The sequence below is a fragment of the Myroides oncorhynchi genome (genome assembly GCF_020905415.1).
GTDB classification, from domain to species: Bacteria; Bacteroidota; Bacteroidia; order Flavobacteriales; family Flavobacteriaceae; genus Flavobacterium; species Flavobacterium oncorhynchi_A.
In genome coordinates, this window is sequence record NZ_JAJJMP010000001.1 from 1,456,898 (window position 1) to 1,476,853 (window position 19,956).

A 19,956-nucleotide genomic window follows, 5' to 3' on the forward strand; every position below is an offset into this window, starting at 1 on the left:
TAAACGGATTATGAAAAAAATAGGAAGCCTTCTATTCGCAAGTGTTTTGATGTTCTCATGTACAGAGAAACAGCAGCCTTCGAATGAATCAATAAATACGGAAGAACCAACATCATTAACACTTACTATAGCTGAGGCGAAGAAGATTATAGAGCTTCCGCTACACTGTATAGAGATTGAATATCCTAATAAATTAGGACAAGTAATAGGGAAAGATGAAGATCTAAAAACACCGAAACAGCTTAGACCTATTTTCTACGGATGTTTTGATTGGCACTCTTCTGTACACGGATTTTGGTCTATTGTTACTTTATTACAAAAGTTTCCGGAGTTAGATACAGATGGGCAGATACGTGCTAGGCTGAATAATCTGATTACAGAGGAGAATGTAGCAGTTGAACTAGCGTTCTTCCACGATCCGAATAACAAGACTTTTGAACGTACTTATGGATGGGCTTGGTTGTTCCAATTACACGGAACACTGTCTAAATGGGAAGATGCTGATGCACAACGATGGGCAAAGACGATAGAGCCATTGGCTAAAATCATGCAAGAGCGTTATGTAGAATATTTACCAAAGCTAGTATACCCTATCCGTACAGGTACACATGATAATACGGCATTCGGATTATCACTATCATTAGATTATGCACGTCAGATGGGAAATGCGCCATTTGAAGAATTAATAGTGACTAATGCTAAGCGTTTATATGGAGAAGATAAAGGATGTAATATCGCCTTTGAACCAAGCGGACATGACTTCTTATCACCATGTTTAGAAGAAGCACGCCTAATGAGTAAGGTGATGAATCAAGATACATTCCGCACGTGGACGAAGTCATTCTTGCCTCAGATATTTGACAAGAGTTTTACATTAGAGATTGCTAAGGTATCTGATCGTTCGGATGGGCATTTGGTGCATCTAGATGGTCTTAACTTTAGTAGAGCGACATGCTTAAAAGAAATAAGTAAGGCAATACCTGAGTTAGCACCTAATCTGAATCAATTGTCAGTGAAGCACTTTGAGAATTCGTTTGGCAATATTACAGGAGATGATTATATGGGAAGTCATTGGTTAGGAACTTTTGCGTTATACACTTTATTACACCAATAGTTTTAAGAAGTATATAGGGCAGTTAAACAGTAGAAAAGTATGAAATTAAGAGAAATGTTTTGCATTGAAGATAAAGATAGAGACTTATCACTAGATGCTGTTAGGAGAATATTCAGCTTGCCTATTGTTCAAAGTCTGTATTATAATAAATGGTTAATACTTAGGGATGAACAACTCGTTTCTGATTTTATCGAAGCTTATAGCATAAACGATGATGATGAATTCAAGAGAGGTGAGTGGGCAATTTATTTTCAGGAAGATGAATTTAACACGAGATTAGTTATCTCTCGTGATTATATAAATGAAGAAGGAGAGAAGGACGCAGAGATGTATCATTATTTCATTCGTAGATTAGGGTTAGAGGTTAGTGATGTTTTGATTTTTTATCAAGCACACAATACTTATTCAGACAAACTATCTCTATTAACACCTAAAGATGAACAAAGTATAGAGACTGCTAAACAGTGGTTTGGTTATACATGTGATCTATTATTATCAGTCAATCATTTTTTCGAATTTGACGATAAGATTAGTGCTATGGTGGAACAAGCGCAATTCTTCCATCCTGATATAATCAATCAAGAACCACCTATAGATATAATATTCTACAATGGAATACTCTGTAGAGTAGTTAGTATTCGGAAAGGTCTTGAGATACTAAAAGGGTTAAAAGGGGTTAATGATAAAGACAATGAGCTTTTTACATTAGATAATTTAGTTTATGATTTGGGAGAAGAGAGTTCTTTTTTCTTAGTGATAGATAACGACGTCGAGATAGATGAACTAGAGGTATTAGGTCTTATAGAAGATTACGATATCGATATACAAGGTTATATCTTTATGGGTAATCTGAAAGTTTCAGATTCGTTATTTTGTCAAGAATTAGATTTCTCTCCTATGCTTGTTGTATTAGGGGATTTAATAGTGAAGAATGCTTACTTCTGTGGTAATGTCCATTATATAGGAGGTAATGTATATGGAGAAGTAGTCTATGCAAAGTATAATCATGGTGAACTTCATGTTAAGGGAACTCTTGATGTGCGATGCATTGTAGCAGCTGATATGCCATGTTATATTAATAAGATTCAAATTACAAGTATTATTTCTGACAACTCTGTTTATGGCCTTGACCAGGTTACAGGAGAGGACGGATTGCCTTTTTTTATGATGAACGTTTATCCTAGTACTCATCGTACAAGAGATGTTTTTATAGAAGAAATTGCAGAAGAGTTAATCTGGGGGGAGAATTTTCCTAATGATGATGATATAATTGAGGCAATGCGAGAGGGAAAAACACTGATTAAAGAATCTGTCTTTACTGTTTATGCAGATTTTGATATGACAGTAGCAGAGCGATTTAACAGATTGTTTATTGAGTTGATAGACAGTAATGGTTTAGCTTCGCAACGAATAGATGCTGATTATGTGAGTGAGTATTTCTTTAATGTCTATATGTATGAAGGGCAGAAATATCGTGAACTAGGTCGTAAAGATAAGCCTGGTAACTATCAGTCGCGTATCTTACATAATATTGATACTGGAGAGTATACAGCATTAGTTGACTTCTTTAAAGCAGATGGTAAGTCGCTGTATAGTGCATTTCGCTCTAAGCTTACAGATACATTTACCTCTACACACTCAGCTATGTATGCGTTTAATCAAGCAGAGAATGAATTCCTTAAGAAATTAGGGAAAAGAAAATAAGGTTAACAGTAATCGGTTTACAGTCTACAGACTGTAAACCGCAAATTGTTTTAATTAATAAGGATTGTGTTAGACGCAATGTATTGACGTCTTTACAGACCGTCCGTTATATCCCTCATGCCGTAGGCAAATACCGTTAACTGTAAACTGCCCACTGTAAACCATTAATTACCCTATTCTAAGACCATTTTTGGTCGGTTTATCCATTGTCATAAGCGTTACCTCTTTACCTTCTACAGCTCCCATTACTAGGCATTCGCTCATCAGGGTTGCTATCTGTTTAGGAGGAAAATTTACTACAGCCACTACTTGCTTACCGATTAATTCTTCGGGTGTATATAGTTTGGTGATTTGCGCAGATGATTTGCGTTTACCTATTTCTTCTCCGAAGTCAAGTACTAATTTATAAGCAGGGTTTCTCACTTCAGCGAATACCTCCGCTTCAATGATAGTACCTACTCTCATCTCTACTTTTGAGAACTCATCCCAAGTCAATGTATTGTTGTTATTCTCCATCTTGTTGTTTCTGATTAATTCCAAAAATAGGGAAATAAATGTATTTATTCTTTTTATAAGGTTTTAAAACAACGACAACTGCTCCGCTTCATTAGAAGGCATTCCTAAAAAAGGGAATATGTCTATGATGTCGTATTGTCTGCGTTCAGGATTAAATTGGCGCAGAGCAACTTTATCACACATAAACGAAATAGCAGGTTTTTCGAAGAACACTAGCGCTTGCTGAAGCTTGATTGGTTCTAGTTTACGAGCGATAGACATGTGGGGTTCGTTACTTTTATAAACATCGGGTAAGGATACTTTACTCATTACTTTCTTAGCATATTCTTTTAGCATGACCTGATCTTCTTTATCCACTGCCAAGAAGAATGCGCCGTTGGGATATTGGCCGTAATCATTAAACAGTACTTGCGTAGGTGTGAAGGTACTACATTGCTGTCTGACTAACTGAGCTATCTTATTTACACCCATACTATCTGTCTGAAACTTAGATATAGTCATATGTGCTAGAGAGTTCTTACTGTTATACCATCCGATATGGCCTGCTAGCTGTAACTTCATCTGTCTCACTATTTCTATAGTCGCATCATCAGGTTGAAAACAAAGAGAATATCTATTAATCATTCGTTCTTATTTAAAAGGCAAAAGTAAGGATTTTGGGTTTAACCCAAAATCAGTGATAGATAGATAAGCGAAAAGTAATTATACAAAATAGGTCTGAATTAGTGATTTCAGCATACTATAGTATGGCTAATGCTGATTCTGGGTTAAAGTGAATAATGGTATAAATAGGTTAGTTTATAGAGTTGATTTATCTGATTTAAGGTGACAATAAAAGGGTTATCAACGCACTGTTGATAACCCTTTATATTATATTGTGGTAAGTCTAGTTATCGGATAATAACTCTTCCTCTAAATGGTACATCAGTAGATATATCAATATTGTGTGCTTTTGAAATAAAGATTTTACAAGGTTTAACCTGATAAACGAATTCGTCGATTATCTCTGATACTTGTACAATAGGATTCTCTATTTGGTGGTCTTTAAAGTCAATAACAAGGATGTTACTGTCAAAATCGTATGCTCTGAATTCTTTTACGTATTTCATAATGCTGGTTGTTTTAAATTAAAAATTAAGTTACGGATAATAATATGGATAGACGAATGAAAGAGGTGAAAACTTTTATTTCAGTACTTTTATATAATGATTAAAGGCTTGTTAGTAAGTAGAATATTTGTAATTATCTAATACCTTCTCAAAACACAAACTACTTTCCACACCTTCATACTGACCATAGTTAGGGATAACAGTATAGTTGTTCTTGCGGTATAATATTTCTGCTTGGGTCTGTAGCTTACCCATTTCTAAGATACATCTGGTATAGCCTAGATCTTTAGCCCACTGTTCTAATTCGGTTAGTACAATAGATGCAATACCTTTTCCTCTAGCTTCAGGGGTAGTAAACATACGTTTTATCTCTATCGTGTCTTTATCATATTCTTTAATTGCACCACAGCCTACAGCGACACCTTGCGAATAGATGACAATAACGTGGTTAATATGATCTACTTTATTATACTGAGCAAAGAATTCATGATCATCACCATCTAATACACGCAGATATTTATCTAGCTCTATGATGAGGTTGAGAAAATCTATATTATCAGAGTTGGTTTTTAGGATGTCTAGCATAAGTATTCTTTCTGGTTGTGCTATAAAAGTAGTGTTTTTTACATTTCGTAGTCAGTAGTAATTAGTATCTTTATTAAACGTAAATAAAGTATTGATTATGGATTACGAGAGTAAATTTTATTTGGTGTGGGTGATATCTAGTCTTATAATAGGAGTAGGGGGAACGTATTTATACAAGATAATACGCGATATAAAACAAGAACAAGTAGGTAGACAGAAGTACGTTATGATATTTCTAGGGAGTACTTTTTTTGGGATAGCATTGATGAGAGGAGTGTTCTATTTAGCACTATAAGGTATATGTGTTTTATGTCTCTTTGAATGTTGTAATACTTTGTTTGCATTTGTTTGAAATACATTGGGTTGTTTTTTACATGTTGATGTACTTTTAGTACAGATAATATTTAAAGACTTGAAATATGAAGTATATAGCGTATTTGTTTATTAGTTCGATAGTATTTTATAGTTTCTATAAATTCTACTTTGTAGGGAATCCAATTCATATTGGTGATTATGCGAGTTACCTAAAAGACCCTGTTTTTTATGGGGGAGTTTTGCTCGCTGTAATTGTAGATATTTTATTAGTGTCTATGATGACAATGAATGAGAAGAAGTTTTAATAATATTTAAAGTAAAATGGCGTCTTGATAAGGACGCCATTTTTATATTACTATTCTTTAGTGACTATTTGCATTGTTTCTCTGTTTACTTGCTTAAGCATAAGTGTTTTGCCTTCTAGTACCTTCTGTGCTGAGTCATCATCAAAGTGTCTGATGGTATATAAGGATACGTTCTCATTATAGCTTACTTTAAACTTATCGCTTAAGATAAGTCTTACATCTTCGAAGTGATTAAACTTGTCTTCTACACAGACAGAGAAGCTGATAGCAGAGTTTTGGATTACATTAACTTTGATATTATATTCTCCGAATAGCTTAAAGATGTCACTTATATTCTGTTCCATTATAAAAGAGAAATCTTTAGATGAAAGAGATATTAACAGTTGGTTCTTCTTCACAATAAAACAAGGTACATGCGGAGTCAATGGTGCTCCCTTAGATACATTTGTTCCTTCTAATAGTGGATTAAGGAATGACTTTACATATAGAGGTATCTCCTTTTGGCGTAATGGTTGTAGTGTTTTAGGGTGTATTACTGAAGCTCCATAGAAGGCTAGTTCTATCGCTTCAGCATACGATATGTGTTGAAGTAAGGTAGTCTCTTCAAAGTATCTAGGATCAGCGTTAAGTACACCTGGTACATCTTTCCATATCGTCACACTCTCTGCATCTAGTGCATAGGCAAAGATAGCTGCTGAGTAGTCAGACCCTTCTCTTCCTAACGTCGTCGAGAATCCGTTAGAGTCAGAACCGATGAATCCTTGCACGACGAATAATTGCTTTGTGCAGATATTCGCTTTTATAAGTTCGATTGTTATATCCCAATTGACATTAGCATCGCGATAGACAGTATCTGTTTTGATAAGATTGCGCGAGTCAAGCCAATTATTCTCTATACCTGATTCGATCAGGTAGTAGTGTAGGATAGTAGTAGAGATAATCTCACCATAGCTCACTATCTGGTCATAAACAAAGTTGTAATTTGGAGATTTGTTATTTAAAAGGAAGTAAGTAATCTCTTCAAATAATTCTTGAAGTGATGTGTAGATGGCGTGATCTTCATTAGGGAACAAGTCTCTAACGATGTTATAATGGTAGTCTTTTACTACATCAACAGATTCAGCTAGGTCAAATCTATTCTGAAAGTAGTTATGTACAACTACTTCTAATGCATTGGTCGTCTTTCCCATAGCCGAAGCGATGATTAGACTATCTTCATATCCTACTTTTCTTAAAACGTCACATACGTTCTTTACATTTTCTGCGTCTCTTACTGAGGCTCCTCCAAATTTGAATACTCTCATTTACTTAGTTTGACTAAATTGTTCTATTCCGTTTTGATCCATTTGTACAGTATACCAATCTTCTAATACTGTAGCTCCTGATTTCTTGTAAAAGTTGATAGCGGGTTCATTCCAGTTTAGAACTACCCATTCTACTCTGCGAACACCTGTTGCTTTTGCGATGTTCATTATTTCATTATATAGTGCATAACCTGCTCCTGTACCACGTGCAGATTCTGTAACGATTAGATCTTCTAGATGAATGGTTCTACCTTTCCATGTGGAAAATCTGTTATAGAATAATGCCATTCCAATAATTTGATTATCTAGTTCGGCAACAAGAACATTGAATAATGGATGTTCTCCAAAACCATCTTTGACAAGGTCTTCTACTGTTACTTCTACAGCATCTGGTTCTTTCTCGAATGCAGCTAATTCTTGTATTAAAGCCAATACATCTGGCATGTCATTAGTTGTCGCTGGTCTAATATTCATTATAGTTATTGATTTAATGGTTAATGTCTTCGGTTACACAACAAAATTAACGATATTTGCACTGTAAAATACACAACTAAAGAATCATTTTTAAAAATGACAACAGAAAGATCTCAAACTTTAGGAGAATTTATCATCGAGAAACAAGAAGACTTTAAGTATTCTTCTGGTGAGTTATCTAGATTAATTAATTCTCTTAGACTTGCTGCAAAAGTGGTAAGTCACCAAGTTAACCAAGCAGGTTTAGTTGACATCGTAGGTGCTTTTGGAAAACAAAATGTACAAGGTGAGCAACAGCAGAAACTTGATGTTTTTGCAAACGAAGTATTCATTAAAACACTTATCAATAGAGAAATCGTTTGTGGTATCGCTTCTGAAGAAGAAGATGATTTCATCTCTATCCATGGAAGAGATGGTAGCAACGATAATAAGTATGTGGTGTTGATGGATCCACTAGACGGTTCGTCTAATATAGATGTGAATGTATCTGTAGGTACTATCTTCTCTATCTATAGACGTGTGACTCCTGTAGGAACTCCCGTAACAAAAGAGGATTTCTTACAAAAAGGAGATAACCAAGTAGCGGCTGGATATATTGTATATGGCTCTTCAACAATGTTAGTATATACTACAGGTAACGGAGTACATGGATTTACATTAAACCCTGCTATTGGTACTTTCTTCTTGTCTCATCCAAATATGAAAATTAATGAGGATGGTCATATTTACTCTATCAATGAAGGTAACTATGTACACTTCCCTCAAGGTGTAAAGGAATATTTAAAATACTGTCAAGCTGAGGAGAATGATAGACCTTATACTTCTCGTTATATCGGAAGTTTAGTGTCTGATATTCACAGAAACATCCTTAAAGGTGGTATTTACATTTATCCTACGAGTACTAAAGCTCCTAAAGGTAAGCTAAGATTGTTATACGAATGTAATCCTATTGCGTATATCGTTGAACAAGCTGGAGGAAAAGCTTCTGATGGGTATGGTCGTATCATGGAAATTGAGCCAACTGAATTACACCAACGCGTTCCTTTCTTCTGTGGTAGTAAAAACATGGTAGAAAAAGCGGAAGAGTTTATGAATAAATAGTGTTTCATTATTATAAGAAAAGGAGCTAATCAGTGATGATTTAGCTCCTTTTTTTATTTCTTTCTATCGTGTATTTCTTGAATGAATGTATCTTCATCTACATTTAATACTAAGAGCGATAGTGCTTTGTCTACTAGGTGATCTATATCGCCTGTGAAACCTAATGCAACGGTAAACTTCTTTAGTATTTCCTTTTGTTTCGGCCCTAAGACATGATTAACATATACCATTCTCGCTAAGTCGTATAGCCTTTCGATACGATTAGTTTCTAGGTAAGGAGGATTAACAGGATAACTCTCTGGGTTCTTTAATATTTTAGTGTAGTCTTCGTCCGATATCTCAAGGCGAATAGCTAACTCGTCTAAGAAAGCTTTTTCTTCAGGACTAAAATGTCCATTTGCTAACGCCACACGTACTATGGAAGCAAAGTGTCCCTTGTTTCTCTCTCTAAATCCTAAATCAAATAATTCTGAGTATGACATCTTTGTTTTTTTTGGTTAATAATTATGTTTGGTTTATTGTACCTAATATAATGATAAATTATGGGTTTGATATTTAATTTATGTTTTTTTTATGCTAATGATAATTTATGGTGTGATGTACATAGTTTTGTATAGTTGTATTTGAAGAGTATATGATAATAAATACTAAAGTAGTTAGTTCATAAGGTTGATTGATTAAATAAAAGGAATGTGTATTTTTGTTAGGTTAATGTAACATACTTGCTAAAGACTGAATAGTTATGAATACTTCTAAAATAACAAAATACGATAAGGCTTATTTGCGAATAGCTAGAGAATGGGGACAATTATCTTATTGCAAAAGAAAAAAAGTCGGAGCAATCATTGTAAAAGATAGAATGATTATATCTGATGGCTATAATGGAACTCCTACTGGCTTTGAAAACTGTTGTGAAGATGAGAATGAGTCTACGTATTGGTATGTTTTGCACGCTGAAGCTAATGCTATTCTTAAGGTAGCTAGCTCTACTCAGAGTTGTAAAGGTGCTACATTGTATATAACGATGTCTCCCTGTAGAGACTGTAGTAAATTAATACACCAGGCTGGTATAACTAGAGTCGTGTATTGTGAAGATTATAGAGATACTGAAGGTGTAGATTTTTTAGAAAAAGCTGGTGTAGAAGTACTATACTTACCTGATCTAGATTAAATTGTATTAAAAATGAAGAAGTTTTTCTGGCCTCTTACAGTGTCGATTGCGCTATCCTTAGGTATATTATTAGGAGGCTTTATTGTATCTGCTTCTTACCGTGGTAAGACAGGATTTTATACGAATCACAATAAACTGAAGCTAAATCGTTTGATTGACTTTATTGAACAAGAATATGTTGATAATGTCGATACTGATTCTATCGTTGATCGTACAGTAACTACTATTTTAGAACAGTTAGATCCACACTCTATTTATATTGCTAAGAACGAATTGCAATCTGTTACAGAGTCTATGCAAGGTAGTTTTGTTGGGATTGGGATAAACTATTATTACTATAATGATAGTATAGCGGTCATTAAAGATATCGTAAATGGACCATCATTTAAAGCTGGTATAAAACCTGGAGATCGTATTATTAGAGCGGATGGTAGGAAATTATTTGGCAAGAATATAACCTCTGATAGTATATCAAAATATCTTAGAGGTGATATAAATACGAATGTACAGTTAGAAATATATCGCAAGGCAATAAATAAGAAATTAAAGGTAACTGTAAACAGGCAACCTATTCCGATTAAGAGTGTTGATGTTGCTCTAAAGCTAGAGGAGGGAAGAGGATATATTAAAATTAATCGCTTTGCCAGTACTACGTATGAGGAGTTTAACACTGCACTTAAAGATTTGCTTAAGCAGGATATATCAAGTCTTATCTTAGACTTAAGAGATAATGGTGGTGGATACATGGATCAGGCGATTAGCATGCTAGATGACTTGTTAGAGAAAAATCAGGTAATCGTAAAAACCATAAATAAAGGAGGAATGGAAAAGGTTACCAAGTCAAAAGGGACAGGTCTATATACGGACAAGCCTTTATATGTTCTGATTAATGAAAACTCTGCTTCTGCTAGTGAAATTATCGCGGGTGCTATTCAAGATAATGATAGAGGAACAATAGTAGGGCGTAGGAGCTTTGGTAAGGGACTTGTACAGCGAGAACTGATGTTAGGAGACGGGTCAGCTATTCGATTGACTACAGCGCGTTATTATACTCCATCTGGGCGATCTATACAGAAGTCATATAAAATGGGAGTAGAAGAATATAATAACGATTTTAGAACTCGTTATACACATGGAGAATTATATGCAGCAGATAGTATTAAGATTGCAGATAGTTTACAATATAAAACGCTCAAAGGACGTGTAGTATATGGAGGAGGAGGTATAGTACCTGATAGGTTTGTTTCTATTGGCAATAAACACGGTGATGATACAATAGTGTTACTGATGAAATCTGGTATCGTTAGTTATTTCGTATTCCAAGAGATAGATAAGGCAAGAGATACATTTGATAAGATGAGTAAGGATCAAGTGATAGACTATGTGATGTCTGATGATAAAGTATTTAAATCGTATGTCAAGCACTTAGAAGGCAATAAGCTTTTCTTCAAATTAGATAAACGAAAACAAATAGTCAAACGCTTTTTAGTAGGGGAGTTTTTAAGTCAATTGTATACTGCTGATGATTATTATCACTGGATGCTTACATTTGATCCTATGATTAAAAAGATAGATGAGAAAGTGACTAAAAAATAGAACATAGTATCAAAAAAGAAAGGGCTGTTTCAAAACTTAGAAACAGCCCTTTTTAGTTTATAACAAGATATATACTACCAGATTTTAACTCTGTTTTCTGGTTTGATATATAATTTATCACCTTCTTTGATACCAAATGCTTCATAGAAAGCATCTACGTTTTGTAGAGGTACATACGCTCTGTAGTGACCTGGAGCATGTGGATCTGTTTTAACTTGGTTCTTGATAGCTTCATCACGAGCTTTAGTTCTCCAGATAGTTCCCCATGAAATAAAGAAGCGTTGTTCTGGTGTGAATCCGTCAATAAGACCTGGATCTTTATTTTCTTTCAAGAAGATTTTTAATCCGTCATAAGCAGCATTAACACCACCTAAATCTCCGATGTTCTCTCCTAAAGTGAATTTACCATCTACGAATACTCCTGGTAATGGCTCTAAAGCACTGTATTGAGCAGCTAAAGCATCACCTAGTTTAGTAAAACTAGTTAAGTCTGCGTCAGTCCACCAATTGTTCAGGTTACCATTTTTATCATAACGTGCACCTGAATCATCAAAACTGTGAGAAATCTCATGTCCGATTACAGCTCCGATACCACCATAGTTGATAGCTTCATCAGCTTTATAGTCATAGAATGGAGGTTGTAAGATAGCAGCAGGGAATACGATTTCGTTATAAATAGGGTTGAAGTACGCATTAACTGTTTGTGGAGCCATACCCCAACGTGATTTATCTACTGGTTTACCGAAGTCAGCCATGTTCTTAGCGATACCCCATTTATCTGCATTCTTCATGTTTTCAAAATGGTTACCACCGTCTTTAGGTGATTTGATAGTCATCTTAGAGTAATCCTCCCATTTGTCTGGGTACCCTATTTTAACCGTAGTAGTAGCTAATTTCTCTAAAGCTCCTTTTTTAGTTTCTTCAGCCATCCATGGCAATGCTTTGATACGCTCACCGAATGCAGTAAGTACGTTTTTAATCATTGCTTGTGCTTTTTCTTTTGCTTCTTTAGGGAATTTTTTAGCAACATATAATTGACCTAAAGCTTCACCTACAGTACCATTTACTACAGCAAGTGCTCTTTCGTCAACTGGTCTTTGCTCTTTTGCTCCCTCTAAAGTTTTAGAATAGAATTCCCAGTTCGCTTTCTCCATATCAGTTGATAAGTAGCTAGCATTACTGTTTACTAAAGTCCATTTCATATATGCTTTTAACTCCTCTATATTCTTAGCAGAAAGGATTTCATTAAGAGCTTTCATATATTTTGGTTGAGATACGATAACTTTATCTACATTCTTAAGACCTGTTGCTGCAATGTATGCATTCCAGTCTACTGCAGGAGTCGTTTTTTGTAACTCAGCGATTGTCATAGGATTGTAAGTAAGACGACTATCTCTACGCTCTACTCTAGTAAGGCGTGGTGTAGCCATCTTAGTTTCGATAGATAATACACGTTTAGAATCAGTAGTAGCCTCATCTTTAGATTCCCCAGCTAATTCTAACATGCGTGCCACGTGAGCTACATATTGATCGCGTTTTTCTTTAGTATCTTTATCATCTAATACATAATAGTCACGGTCAGGTAGTCCTAAAGAACCTGTACTTAAGTATACTGCATTTGCTTGAGAGTTTTTAGCGTCAGCATATACGTAGATTGAATAAATACCAAGACCACCTTCTGCTACTAATTCATTGATTAATTTAGTTGCATCTTCAGGAGTTTTGATTGCATTGATTTTATCTAAGTAAGGTTTAAGTGGATTAACACCTAACTCATTTCTCTTAGCATCATCTAAATACGTTTGGTAGATAGCTACAGCTTTTGCTTGATCAGACTTAGGGTCAAGTTTCGTGTCTGCTACAGCTTCTTTTAAGATGTCAATAGCATCTTTGTCTGTATTTTTTCTTAATTCGTCAAAACTTCCCCAACGTGTTCTATCGTCTGGAATATCAGTTTTGTCATACCAAGTACCGTTTACATAACGGAAGAAATCGTCACCAGGCTTTACATTTTTGTCCATGTATTCTAGGTTGATTCCGTGTGCTACTTGATCTTCTTTGTCTTCAGTATTCTTAGCGTCTTTACAAGCCACTAATGATACTACAGCAAAGGCAGAAGTTAATAAAACTCTTTTGTTCATAGTATAAAATTGATTTTGTCTCGATTGATATTATAACAAAAATAGAAAATATCTTTAATTATCGCAGAATTACGTCATATAAATAAGATATCTTGTATTTATCATGTCTTTAACCTTTAGGTTAAAACGTATTTTGTAAGTTTGTCGAAACTCTTATAGAAATGTTACACTTTTTCAAGAAATATAAATACTTTTTTATTTTCTTTTTCCTTTTATGTGCTGGGATCATGTTTATGTTTTACAATGCGCTTAAGTATAGAAAATCATTGCCTGTATACACGCCAGCTATGGTAAACCCTGAGATGGTAGATAGTTTAATACAGCATGAAGCTAATAAACAAAAGCACAGAATAGAGGCTTTTAAGTTCTTTAATCAGAATGGTGATACCATTGCGAATAAAGATTACGATGGACATATTTATGTGGCGGACTTCTTCTTTACTACTTGTACTACTATTTGTCCTATTATGAGTGATAATATGGTATGGCTACAAGAGAAGATTAAACAAACGCCTGGTGTGAAGTTATTATCACATTCTGTAACGCCTGATATTGATAGTGTACCTGTACTTAAAGAATACGCTATTCGCAAAGGGGTGGATGATAAGGTATGGAACCTAGTGACTGGTAATAAGCGTGATATCTATCACATCGCTCGTAATTCATATTTAGCAGTTAAGACAGGATCTCCAGAAGAAATGTATGATATGGTACATACCGAAAACTTTGTTTTAGTAGATGGTAGTGGACGTATTAGGGGTTTCTATGATGGTACTAATCTTGATACACCAGATGAGGAAACTAAGAATATGCAACAGCTATGGGAAGATATTCAATGGCTTTATAAACATGAACAGAGTAAGAAAAAGTAACCTTGTACTTTATAAAATAGATCTGCCACTTAGCTATGTAGTTAAGTGGTTTTTTTGTGATAGTTTGTTATAGTCTATGTTTTTCCTGTGTAGGATTGTTGAGGTTTGATAAAAGTGCGCTAGCAGTGTTCTTGCTGAAAGAAGTCTTCTCAGCAGGTATTGTTCTATGAATAGGCTATGAATGGGCAACGTTTCGCAAGAATCATATAAAAGTCAATTGGTCTTTGCGAATTTCTACTAACAAGAGAGTTTATTTTCTTTTATAGTATTAGTTGTCTCTTGTTATTTGTATGATTTCTGTTTATTGTTGTAATTATTGTATGAAACAACACTTTTACTGAGGTAGAAAAAGGTGTAAGTAAGCTTATTAGTAGTTTTTATTATGAGATTTAATCTAAATAATACTTCTTAAATCTTTTTTATTGACTAAATTTGCAATATAAATTAAATCTAAATAAGGTGAGTACAACTTTAGACTTATTGAAAAGAAATGAGAAAGGTGTTATTGTAGACTTTGATATGCAAAAAGTTCCTTTAAAATTATTGGAAATGGGATGTTTACCTGGTAACGCCGTAGAGCTTCTTGAGGTAGCTCCTTTAGGAGATCCAATATATTTGTGTATTAATGATACACATTTATCTATTCGCAAAGAATTAGCTAGAGAGATACAAGTAGACTTAGTTGGCTAATTAGATTAAGATATTATAAGTAGTTAATGAAAAAAGATATAAAAGTTGCCCTAATAGGGAATCCTAACGTAGGGAAAACCTCTGTATTTAATGCCTTAACGGGTTTAAACCATAAGATAGGTAATTATCCTGGTATTACTGTTGATAAGAAATCTGGTGTAGCAAAATTGGATGATAATGTGAATGCCACGATCATCGACTTGCCTGGTACATATAGTATTAATGCGAGCTCGGAGGATGAGCGCATTGTACTAGATTTATTGTTCGATCCTACGAACGAAGACTTTCCAGATGTAGCTATTGTTGTAGCTGATATAGAAAATCTTAAACGTAACTTACTGCTGTTTACTCAAGTGAAAGAGCTTGGCGTACCAACTATATTAGCTGTGAATATGGCTGATAATATGGAGGAAAAAGGTATTAGCATTAAGATAGCTGAACTAGAACAAAAACTGAAGACAAAAGTTGTTCTTATCAGTGCTAAAAAGAAACTTGGAATACAAGAGTTAAAGGAAGCTGTACTTAATTATAAAGACCATTCAATAGAACCTTGTCTTAATGCTACAGATGTAAATACTGAGTTTTTTAGTAAACTTGCCTTGACATTCTCTAACCTTTCTGTTTTTAAACTGTGGATGATTTATTCTCAGGATATCAAGATTGGCAATATTGGGAAGAAAGAAATAGAAGCAAAGGGAATTCACTTAGAAGAAAGTGAAATCAAAAAGCTTCAACACAAAAAAACAATCAAACGTTACCAGTTTATCAACGATACATTAAAGGAAACATATTCTAGAGATGTAAATAAGGCAACAGATGTACGTAGTAAAGTAGATAGAATCCTTACGCATAAAGTATGGGGATATCTTATCTTCTTTGGTATTATGACATTGGTATTCCAAGCAATATTTGAGTGGTCTAGTATCCCGATGGATTGGATAGATGAGCAGTTTGCTAATCTGAGTACGTGGGTACACGCTACAATGGAGCCAGGTAAACTGACAGATCTTATAGCAGATGGTATCGTACCTGGTATAGGAGGGGTAATGCCTTTCATACCACAGATCGCTATCTTATTTATGTTTATCTCTATTTTAGAAGAGACAGGATATATGAGTAGAGTAGTCTTTTTAATGGATAAGCTTATGCGTCCTTTTGGATTAAGTGGTAAGTCAGTTGTGCCTCTTATCTCTGGTAATGCGTGTGCTATTCCTGCGATTATGTCTGCTCGTAACATCGAGAATCCTAAAGAGAGATTAATTACCATACTTGTAACTCCATTCACGACGTGTTCTGCTCGTATACCAGTATACATTATCATTATTGCTTTAGTAATTCCTGATACGCGTATCTTTGGATTCTTAAGTATTCAAGGGTTAACATTGACGTTATTCTACTTTGTAGGATTTTTAGCTGCTCTATTGTCATCTTGGGCATTGAGCAAGTATATTAAGAGTGAGCGCAAGTCTTACTTTGTTATAGAGATGCCTAACTACCGTACGCCGATCATCAAGAACGTAGTGATGAATATGTATGAGAAGACAAAGGCATTCGTAGTAGGTGCGGGTAAGATTATCTTCGTATTGTCTATCATTATTTGGTTCTTAGGAGCTCACGGACCAGGAGAACGCTTTGAAAAAGCAGAAGAACACATCACTGAAGTATATAAAGATAAAGGAGTAAGTGAAGAAGAACTTAGCGAACATATAGCAAGTTATAAATTAGAGAGTTCATATATCGGTATTCTAGGGAAAGCCATAGAGCCTGTTATTAAACCTCTAGGGTATGACTGGAAAGTAGGTATCGCTGTACTATCATCATTCGTAGGACGTGAGATATTCGTCGGAGTACTTGGAACTATTTATAACGTAGGTTCTGGGGATGAGAATGATGAAGATGGACGTATTAAACAAAAAATGGCAGCTGAAATATGGCCTGATACTGGAGAGCCTGTATTCACTCTTGCGAGTGGGGTCTCTCTGATGTTTTTCTATGCCTTTGCGATGCAGTGTACTGCTACAGTAGCCATCGTACGTAGAGAGACTAAGTCGTGGAAGTGGACTATTTACCAATTGGTATTTATGACGGTCTTCGCTTATGTCGCTGCACTTATAGCATATCAACTCTTAAAATAAAACAATATGGGATACCAAGAAATAATTGCCTATGCAATTGTAATTATTGCATTAGGGTATATCATTAAAAAAGGTTTCTGGAAGAATAATAGTAATAAGAAAGGTTCTTGTGGCGGAGGTAGCTGTGGATGTTCTTAGTATAGTATTCTTAATTATAACAAAGAAGGCAACTCATGTGAGTTGCCTATTTTGTATAAGTATATATCGTCAAATCTTAAATGTGGCGAATTCGCCATAATTAGGGCTATACTTGCCTAATGCTCTTGACGAAGTTATGAATGCTCTCTTGATCTATACCATATTCATTTATATGCTTCATAAAGGCTGTTCCTATAATCGCTCCTGCACTATACTGATTAGTCAAGTCATACGTTTGCTTATCTCTTACACCAAATCCGATTAGCGAAGGGTTCTTTAAGTTTAGACTTTGGATGTGTTTATAATATACCTGTTGGTCTTCTAGTGTCTTGTTAGACCCTGTCGTACCATTAGAAGATACTAAGTAGATAAACCCTTCTGTCTGCTCGTCTATATGTCTTACTCTCTCCTCTGAAGTATCATTACTTATCAACATAATATTACTGATATTGTGGCTTACACAATGTGGTTTAAAGTGAGAGAGGTAATAATCCATAGGCAAATCAGGTAGGATGATACCATCTACACCTACTTCTGCACACTTCACTAAGAAGGCTTCTATACCATAACGCAATATAGGGTTAAGATACCCCATTAAGACAATAGACATCTTTATATGCTGTCTCATGTCTTTTAATTGCTCGAAAAGCTTACTTACCGTGATGCCGTTTAAAAGAGCCTGCTCACTGCTGTGCTGTATCACAGGTCCATCAGCTAAAGGGTCAGAGAACGGCATCCCTATCTCTACCATATCTACACCCGCTGAGTCTAGGTGCTTTAAAATAGTCAATGTGTCGTCTATCGCAGGATAACCTGCCGTGAAGTAAATCGATAATATATCTGACTTCTTCTGTTCGAAGAGTGTGTTTATTCTATTGTTCATCATTAAAGTATTTAGAGTACGTAATCATATCTTTATCTCCACGTCCTGATAAGTTCACTACTACGATATCACTAGGTTTTAAGTCCATTTTATTTAAGTAAGCTAACGCATGGGCTGATTCTAGAGCAGGGATAATACCATCTATACGCGTTAGTTCAAAAGCAGCCTTGATCGCTTCGTCATCTGTGATACTACCCACTGTGATTTTACCCGTATCACTTAGATAAGCGTGTGCTGGCCCTATACCCGGATAGTCTAATCCTGCTGAGATAGAATAAGGCTCGATAATCTGTCCGTCCTCTGTCTGTATAAGATATGTTTTGCTACCGTGTATAATTCCTTGTTTTCCCAAGGCAATGGTAGCCGCAGTTTGACCTGATTCTACTCCTAAGCCTGCTGCTTCTACAGCGACTAACTTCGTATGACCGTTATCTATAAAGTGGTAGAATGCCCCCATAGCGTTACTTCCTCCACCTACACAAGCTACTACATAATTAGGATTAGGAGTACCCTCGTGCTCTACTAACTGCGTCTTGATTTCCTTGCTGATGATAGATTGAAACTTCGCTACCATATCCGGGTAAGGATGTGGACCTACGACTGACCCTATCACATAATAAGTCTCTTGTGGATTATTAATCCACTCGCGAATCGCTTCATTAGTAGCGTCTTTAAGCGTTTTGCTACCACTTTGTGCAGCTACTACTTTAGCTCCTAACATGCGCATACGCTCTACGTTAGGTTTCTGACGTTCGATATCGTGCGCTCCCATAAATACAGTACACTCTAGGTTTAGTAAGGCACATGTAGTCGCAGTTGCTACCCCGTGCTGTCCTGCACCTGTCTCAGCTATAATTCTCTTTTTACCAAGGCGTTTTGCTAGTAGTACTTGTCCTATGGTATTGTTGATTTTATGTGCTCCTGTATGATTTAAGTCTTCTCTCTTTAGGTAAATCTTTGCCTTGTACTTTGCAGATAGATTAGCAGAGTAGAATAGGGGTGTCGGTCTCCCGACATAGTCTTTTAGTAGAAGGTTTAGTTCTTGTTGAAACTCTTCTGTCTGTATAATGTCTAGGTAATTCTCCTGTAAGTCAGATACATTCTTATACAGCATCTCAGGGATGAATGAACCTCCATATTCTCCGTAATATCCTTGTTCGTTTGGGTTAAATTCTTTCATGTTTTCTTATGTTGTTAACTAGTTGTTGTACTAGATTGATGTCTTTTTGATATTGATTATTCTCTAATTTGCTATTGATGTCGAAGCCGATTAACTTCTCTTCTGTTAGCAGTAGAGCTTGTTTTATATTGTGTATTCCTAGTCCCCCACTGAGTAGGTAAGGTGTTTCTCCATGATAATGATGTAACACACGCCAATCAAATGACTGCCCACTACCTCCATAGTTTGCCGTAGGCGTATCAAAGACGAATAGCTCACAGTAAGGGCTATATGGCTTTGTCTTGTCTAAATCCTCTGTTGTCCCGATAGAAAAAGCTTTAAGGACCTTGATTCCTTTTTCTGTATAAAAGCGACATTCCTCTACTGTCTCATCACCGTGAAGTTGAATATAGTCTAAGTGATATTGTTGTACCTTTTCTATTACTTCTTCTCTTGTCGCGTTAACGAATACTCCTACCTTCTTAATATGAGAAGGTAGGTTATCAACAGTGGTGTTAATATCTTCTGCTACAAATCGCTTTGACTTCGGATAAAAGATGAATCCCATTAGATCAATATCCGATAGCCCTACTGCATTGATATTATCAGGGTTAAACATTCCACAGATTTTTATCTTCTTCATA

22 protein-coding genes are annotated in these 19,956 nt (G+C 35.4%); 11 read left to right on the top strand and 11 right to left on the bottom strand.

The window, feature by feature from the left end; genetic code table 11:
- Positions 1–10 precede the first annotated feature (10 nt).
- Complete coding sequence (locus LNQ81_RS06400; RefSeq protein ID WP_229945321.1) at positions 11–1,114, top strand: DUF2891 domain-containing protein; 1,104 nt, start codon at positions 11–13, stop codon at positions 1,112–1,114.
- Between the two features lie 39 nt (positions 1,115–1,153).
- A complete protein-coding gene (locus tag LNQ81_RS06405; RefSeq protein ID WP_229945322.1) occupies positions 1,154–2,818 on the top strand; it encodes a hypothetical protein in 1,665 nt (554 codons plus the stop codon).
- A 168-nt stretch (positions 2,819–2,986) separates the two neighbouring features.
- Here LNQ81_RS06405 and LNQ81_RS06410 read toward each other — a convergent pair whose 3' ends face one another.
- The 4 genes from LNQ81_RS06410 to LNQ81_RS06425 form a co-directional block, all read right to left on the bottom strand.
- A complete protein-coding gene (locus LNQ81_RS06410) occupies positions 2,987–3,334 on the bottom strand; it encodes a tRNA-binding protein (protein WP_229945323.1) in 348 nt (115 codons plus the stop codon).
- Positions 3,335–3,397: 63 nt separating this feature from the next.
- Positions 3,398–3,958, bottom strand: a complete 561-nt coding sequence (locus LNQ81_RS06415; protein ID WP_229945324.1) for a 2'-5' RNA ligase family protein — start codon at positions 3,956–3,958, stop codon at positions 3,398–3,400.
- A 266-nt stretch (positions 3,959–4,224) separates the two neighbouring features.
- A complete protein-coding gene (locus LNQ81_RS06420; RefSeq protein WP_229945325.1) occupies positions 4,225–4,443 on the bottom strand; it encodes a hypothetical protein in 219 nt (72 codons plus the stop codon).
- 111 nt (positions 4,444–4,554) lie between these two features.
- A complete protein-coding gene (locus LNQ81_RS06425; RefSeq protein ID WP_229945326.1) occupies positions 4,555–5,028 on the bottom strand; it encodes a GNAT family N-acetyltransferase in 474 nt (157 codons plus the stop codon).
- A gap of 97 nt (positions 5,029–5,125) precedes the next feature.
- Here LNQ81_RS06425 and LNQ81_RS06430 point away from each other — a divergent pair, with 97 nt between their 5' ends.
- Positions 5,126–5,323, top strand: a complete 198-nt coding sequence (locus tag LNQ81_RS06430; RefSeq protein WP_229945327.1) for a hypothetical protein — start codon at positions 5,126–5,128, stop codon at positions 5,321–5,323.
- 124 nt (positions 5,324–5,447) lie between these two features.
- Positions 5,448–5,648 (top strand): hypothetical protein, encoded by a 201-nt coding sequence (locus tag LNQ81_RS06435; RefSeq protein WP_229945328.1) that lies wholly within the window; start codon positions 5,448–5,450, stop codon positions 5,646–5,648.
- 50 nt (positions 5,649–5,698) lie between these two features.
- On the opposite strand, the gene LNQ81_RS06440 is transcribed toward LNQ81_RS06435, so the two are convergent.
- Together LNQ81_RS06440 and LNQ81_RS06445 are read right to left on the bottom strand one after the other, a co-directional pair.
- Positions 5,699–6,952: an aspartate kinase gene (locus tag LNQ81_RS06440; RefSeq protein WP_229945329.1), complete on the bottom strand. Its 1,254-nt coding sequence runs from the start codon at positions 6,950–6,952 to the stop codon at positions 5,699–5,701.
- Positions 6,953–7,426, bottom strand: a complete 474-nt coding sequence (locus tag LNQ81_RS06445) for a GNAT family N-acetyltransferase (RefSeq protein WP_229945330.1) — start codon at positions 7,424–7,426, stop codon at positions 6,953–6,955.
- 96 nt (positions 7,427–7,522) lie between these two features.
- Here LNQ81_RS06445 and fbp point away from each other — a divergent pair, with 96 nt between their 5' ends.
- Entirely contained in the window at positions 7,523–8,527 is a 1,005-nt protein-coding gene (fbp, locus tag LNQ81_RS06450; RefSeq protein ID WP_229945331.1) for a class 1 fructose-bisphosphatase, read from the top strand.
- A gap of 53 nt (positions 8,528–8,580) precedes the next feature.
- Here the strand turns inward: fbp and LNQ81_RS06455 are convergent, their stop codons facing one another.
- Complete coding sequence (locus LNQ81_RS06455) at positions 8,581–9,009, bottom strand: tellurite resistance TerB family protein (protein ID WP_229945332.1); 429 nt, start codon at positions 9,007–9,009, stop codon at positions 8,581–8,583.
- Between the two features lie 260 nt (positions 9,010–9,269).
- On the opposite strand from LNQ81_RS06455, the gene LNQ81_RS06460 reads away from it, so the two are divergent.
- Positions 9,270–9,698 (top strand): deoxycytidylate deaminase, encoded by a 429-nt coding sequence (locus LNQ81_RS06460; RefSeq protein WP_229945333.1) that lies wholly within the window; start codon positions 9,270–9,272, stop codon positions 9,696–9,698.
- A gap of 12 nt (positions 9,699–9,710) precedes the next feature.
- Positions 9,711–11,294 (top strand): S41 family peptidase, encoded by a 1,584-nt coding sequence (locus tag LNQ81_RS06465; protein WP_229945334.1) that lies wholly within the window; start codon positions 9,711–9,713, stop codon positions 11,292–11,294.
- A gap of 74 nt (positions 11,295–11,368) precedes the next feature.
- On the opposite strand, the gene LNQ81_RS06470 is transcribed toward LNQ81_RS06465, so the two are convergent.
- Complete coding sequence (locus LNQ81_RS06470; RefSeq protein WP_229945335.1) at positions 11,369–13,435, bottom strand: M13 family metallopeptidase; 2,067 nt, start codon at positions 13,433–13,435, stop codon at positions 11,369–11,371.
- A 161-nt stretch (positions 13,436–13,596) separates the two neighbouring features.
- Between LNQ81_RS06470 and LNQ81_RS06475 the strand changes: the two genes are divergently transcribed.
- The 4 genes from LNQ81_RS06475 (at position 13,597) to LNQ81_RS06490 (ending at position 17,270) form a co-directional block, all read left to right on the top strand.
- On the top strand, positions 13,597–14,307 hold the full coding sequence (locus LNQ81_RS06475) for an SCO family protein (protein ID WP_229945336.1): 711 nt from the start codon (positions 13,597–13,599) through the stop codon (positions 14,305–14,307).
- Positions 14,308–14,766: 459 nt separating this feature from the next.
- Positions 14,767–14,997 (top strand): FeoA family protein, encoded by a 231-nt coding sequence (locus tag LNQ81_RS06480; protein ID WP_229945337.1) that lies wholly within the window; start codon positions 14,767–14,769, stop codon positions 14,995–14,997.
- 26 nt (positions 14,998–15,023) lie between these two features.
- A complete protein-coding gene (gene feoB, locus LNQ81_RS06485) occupies positions 15,024–17,132 on the top strand; it encodes a ferrous iron transport protein B (protein ID WP_229945338.1) in 2,109 nt (702 codons plus the stop codon).
- A gap of 6 nt (positions 17,133–17,138) precedes the next feature.
- Complete coding sequence (locus LNQ81_RS06490; protein ID WP_229945339.1) at positions 17,139–17,270, top strand: FeoB-associated Cys-rich membrane protein; 132 nt, start codon at positions 17,139–17,141, stop codon at positions 17,268–17,270.
- 106 nt (positions 17,271–17,376) lie between these two features.
- On the opposite strand, the gene trpA is transcribed toward LNQ81_RS06490, so the two are convergent.
- Genes trpA through LNQ81_RS06505 form a run of 3 tightly spaced genes read right to left on the bottom strand, consistent with a single transcriptional unit; the run spans position 17,377 to position 19,955 of the window.
- A complete protein-coding gene (trpA, locus tag LNQ81_RS06495) occupies positions 17,377–18,153 on the bottom strand; it encodes a tryptophan synthase subunit alpha (protein ID WP_229945340.1) in 777 nt (258 codons plus the stop codon).
- Complete coding sequence (trpB, locus tag LNQ81_RS06500) at positions 18,143–19,333, bottom strand: tryptophan synthase subunit beta (RefSeq protein WP_229945341.1); 1,191 nt, start codon at positions 19,331–19,333, stop codon at positions 18,143–18,145. Before trpB ends, trpA begins: the two co-directional genes overlap by 11 nt.
- On the bottom strand, positions 19,320–19,955 hold the full coding sequence (locus tag LNQ81_RS06505) for a phosphoribosylanthranilate isomerase (protein WP_229945342.1): 636 nt from the start codon (positions 19,953–19,955) through the stop codon (positions 19,320–19,322). Before LNQ81_RS06505 ends, trpB begins: the two co-directional genes overlap by 14 nt.
- Position 19,956: the final 1 nt, after the last annotated feature.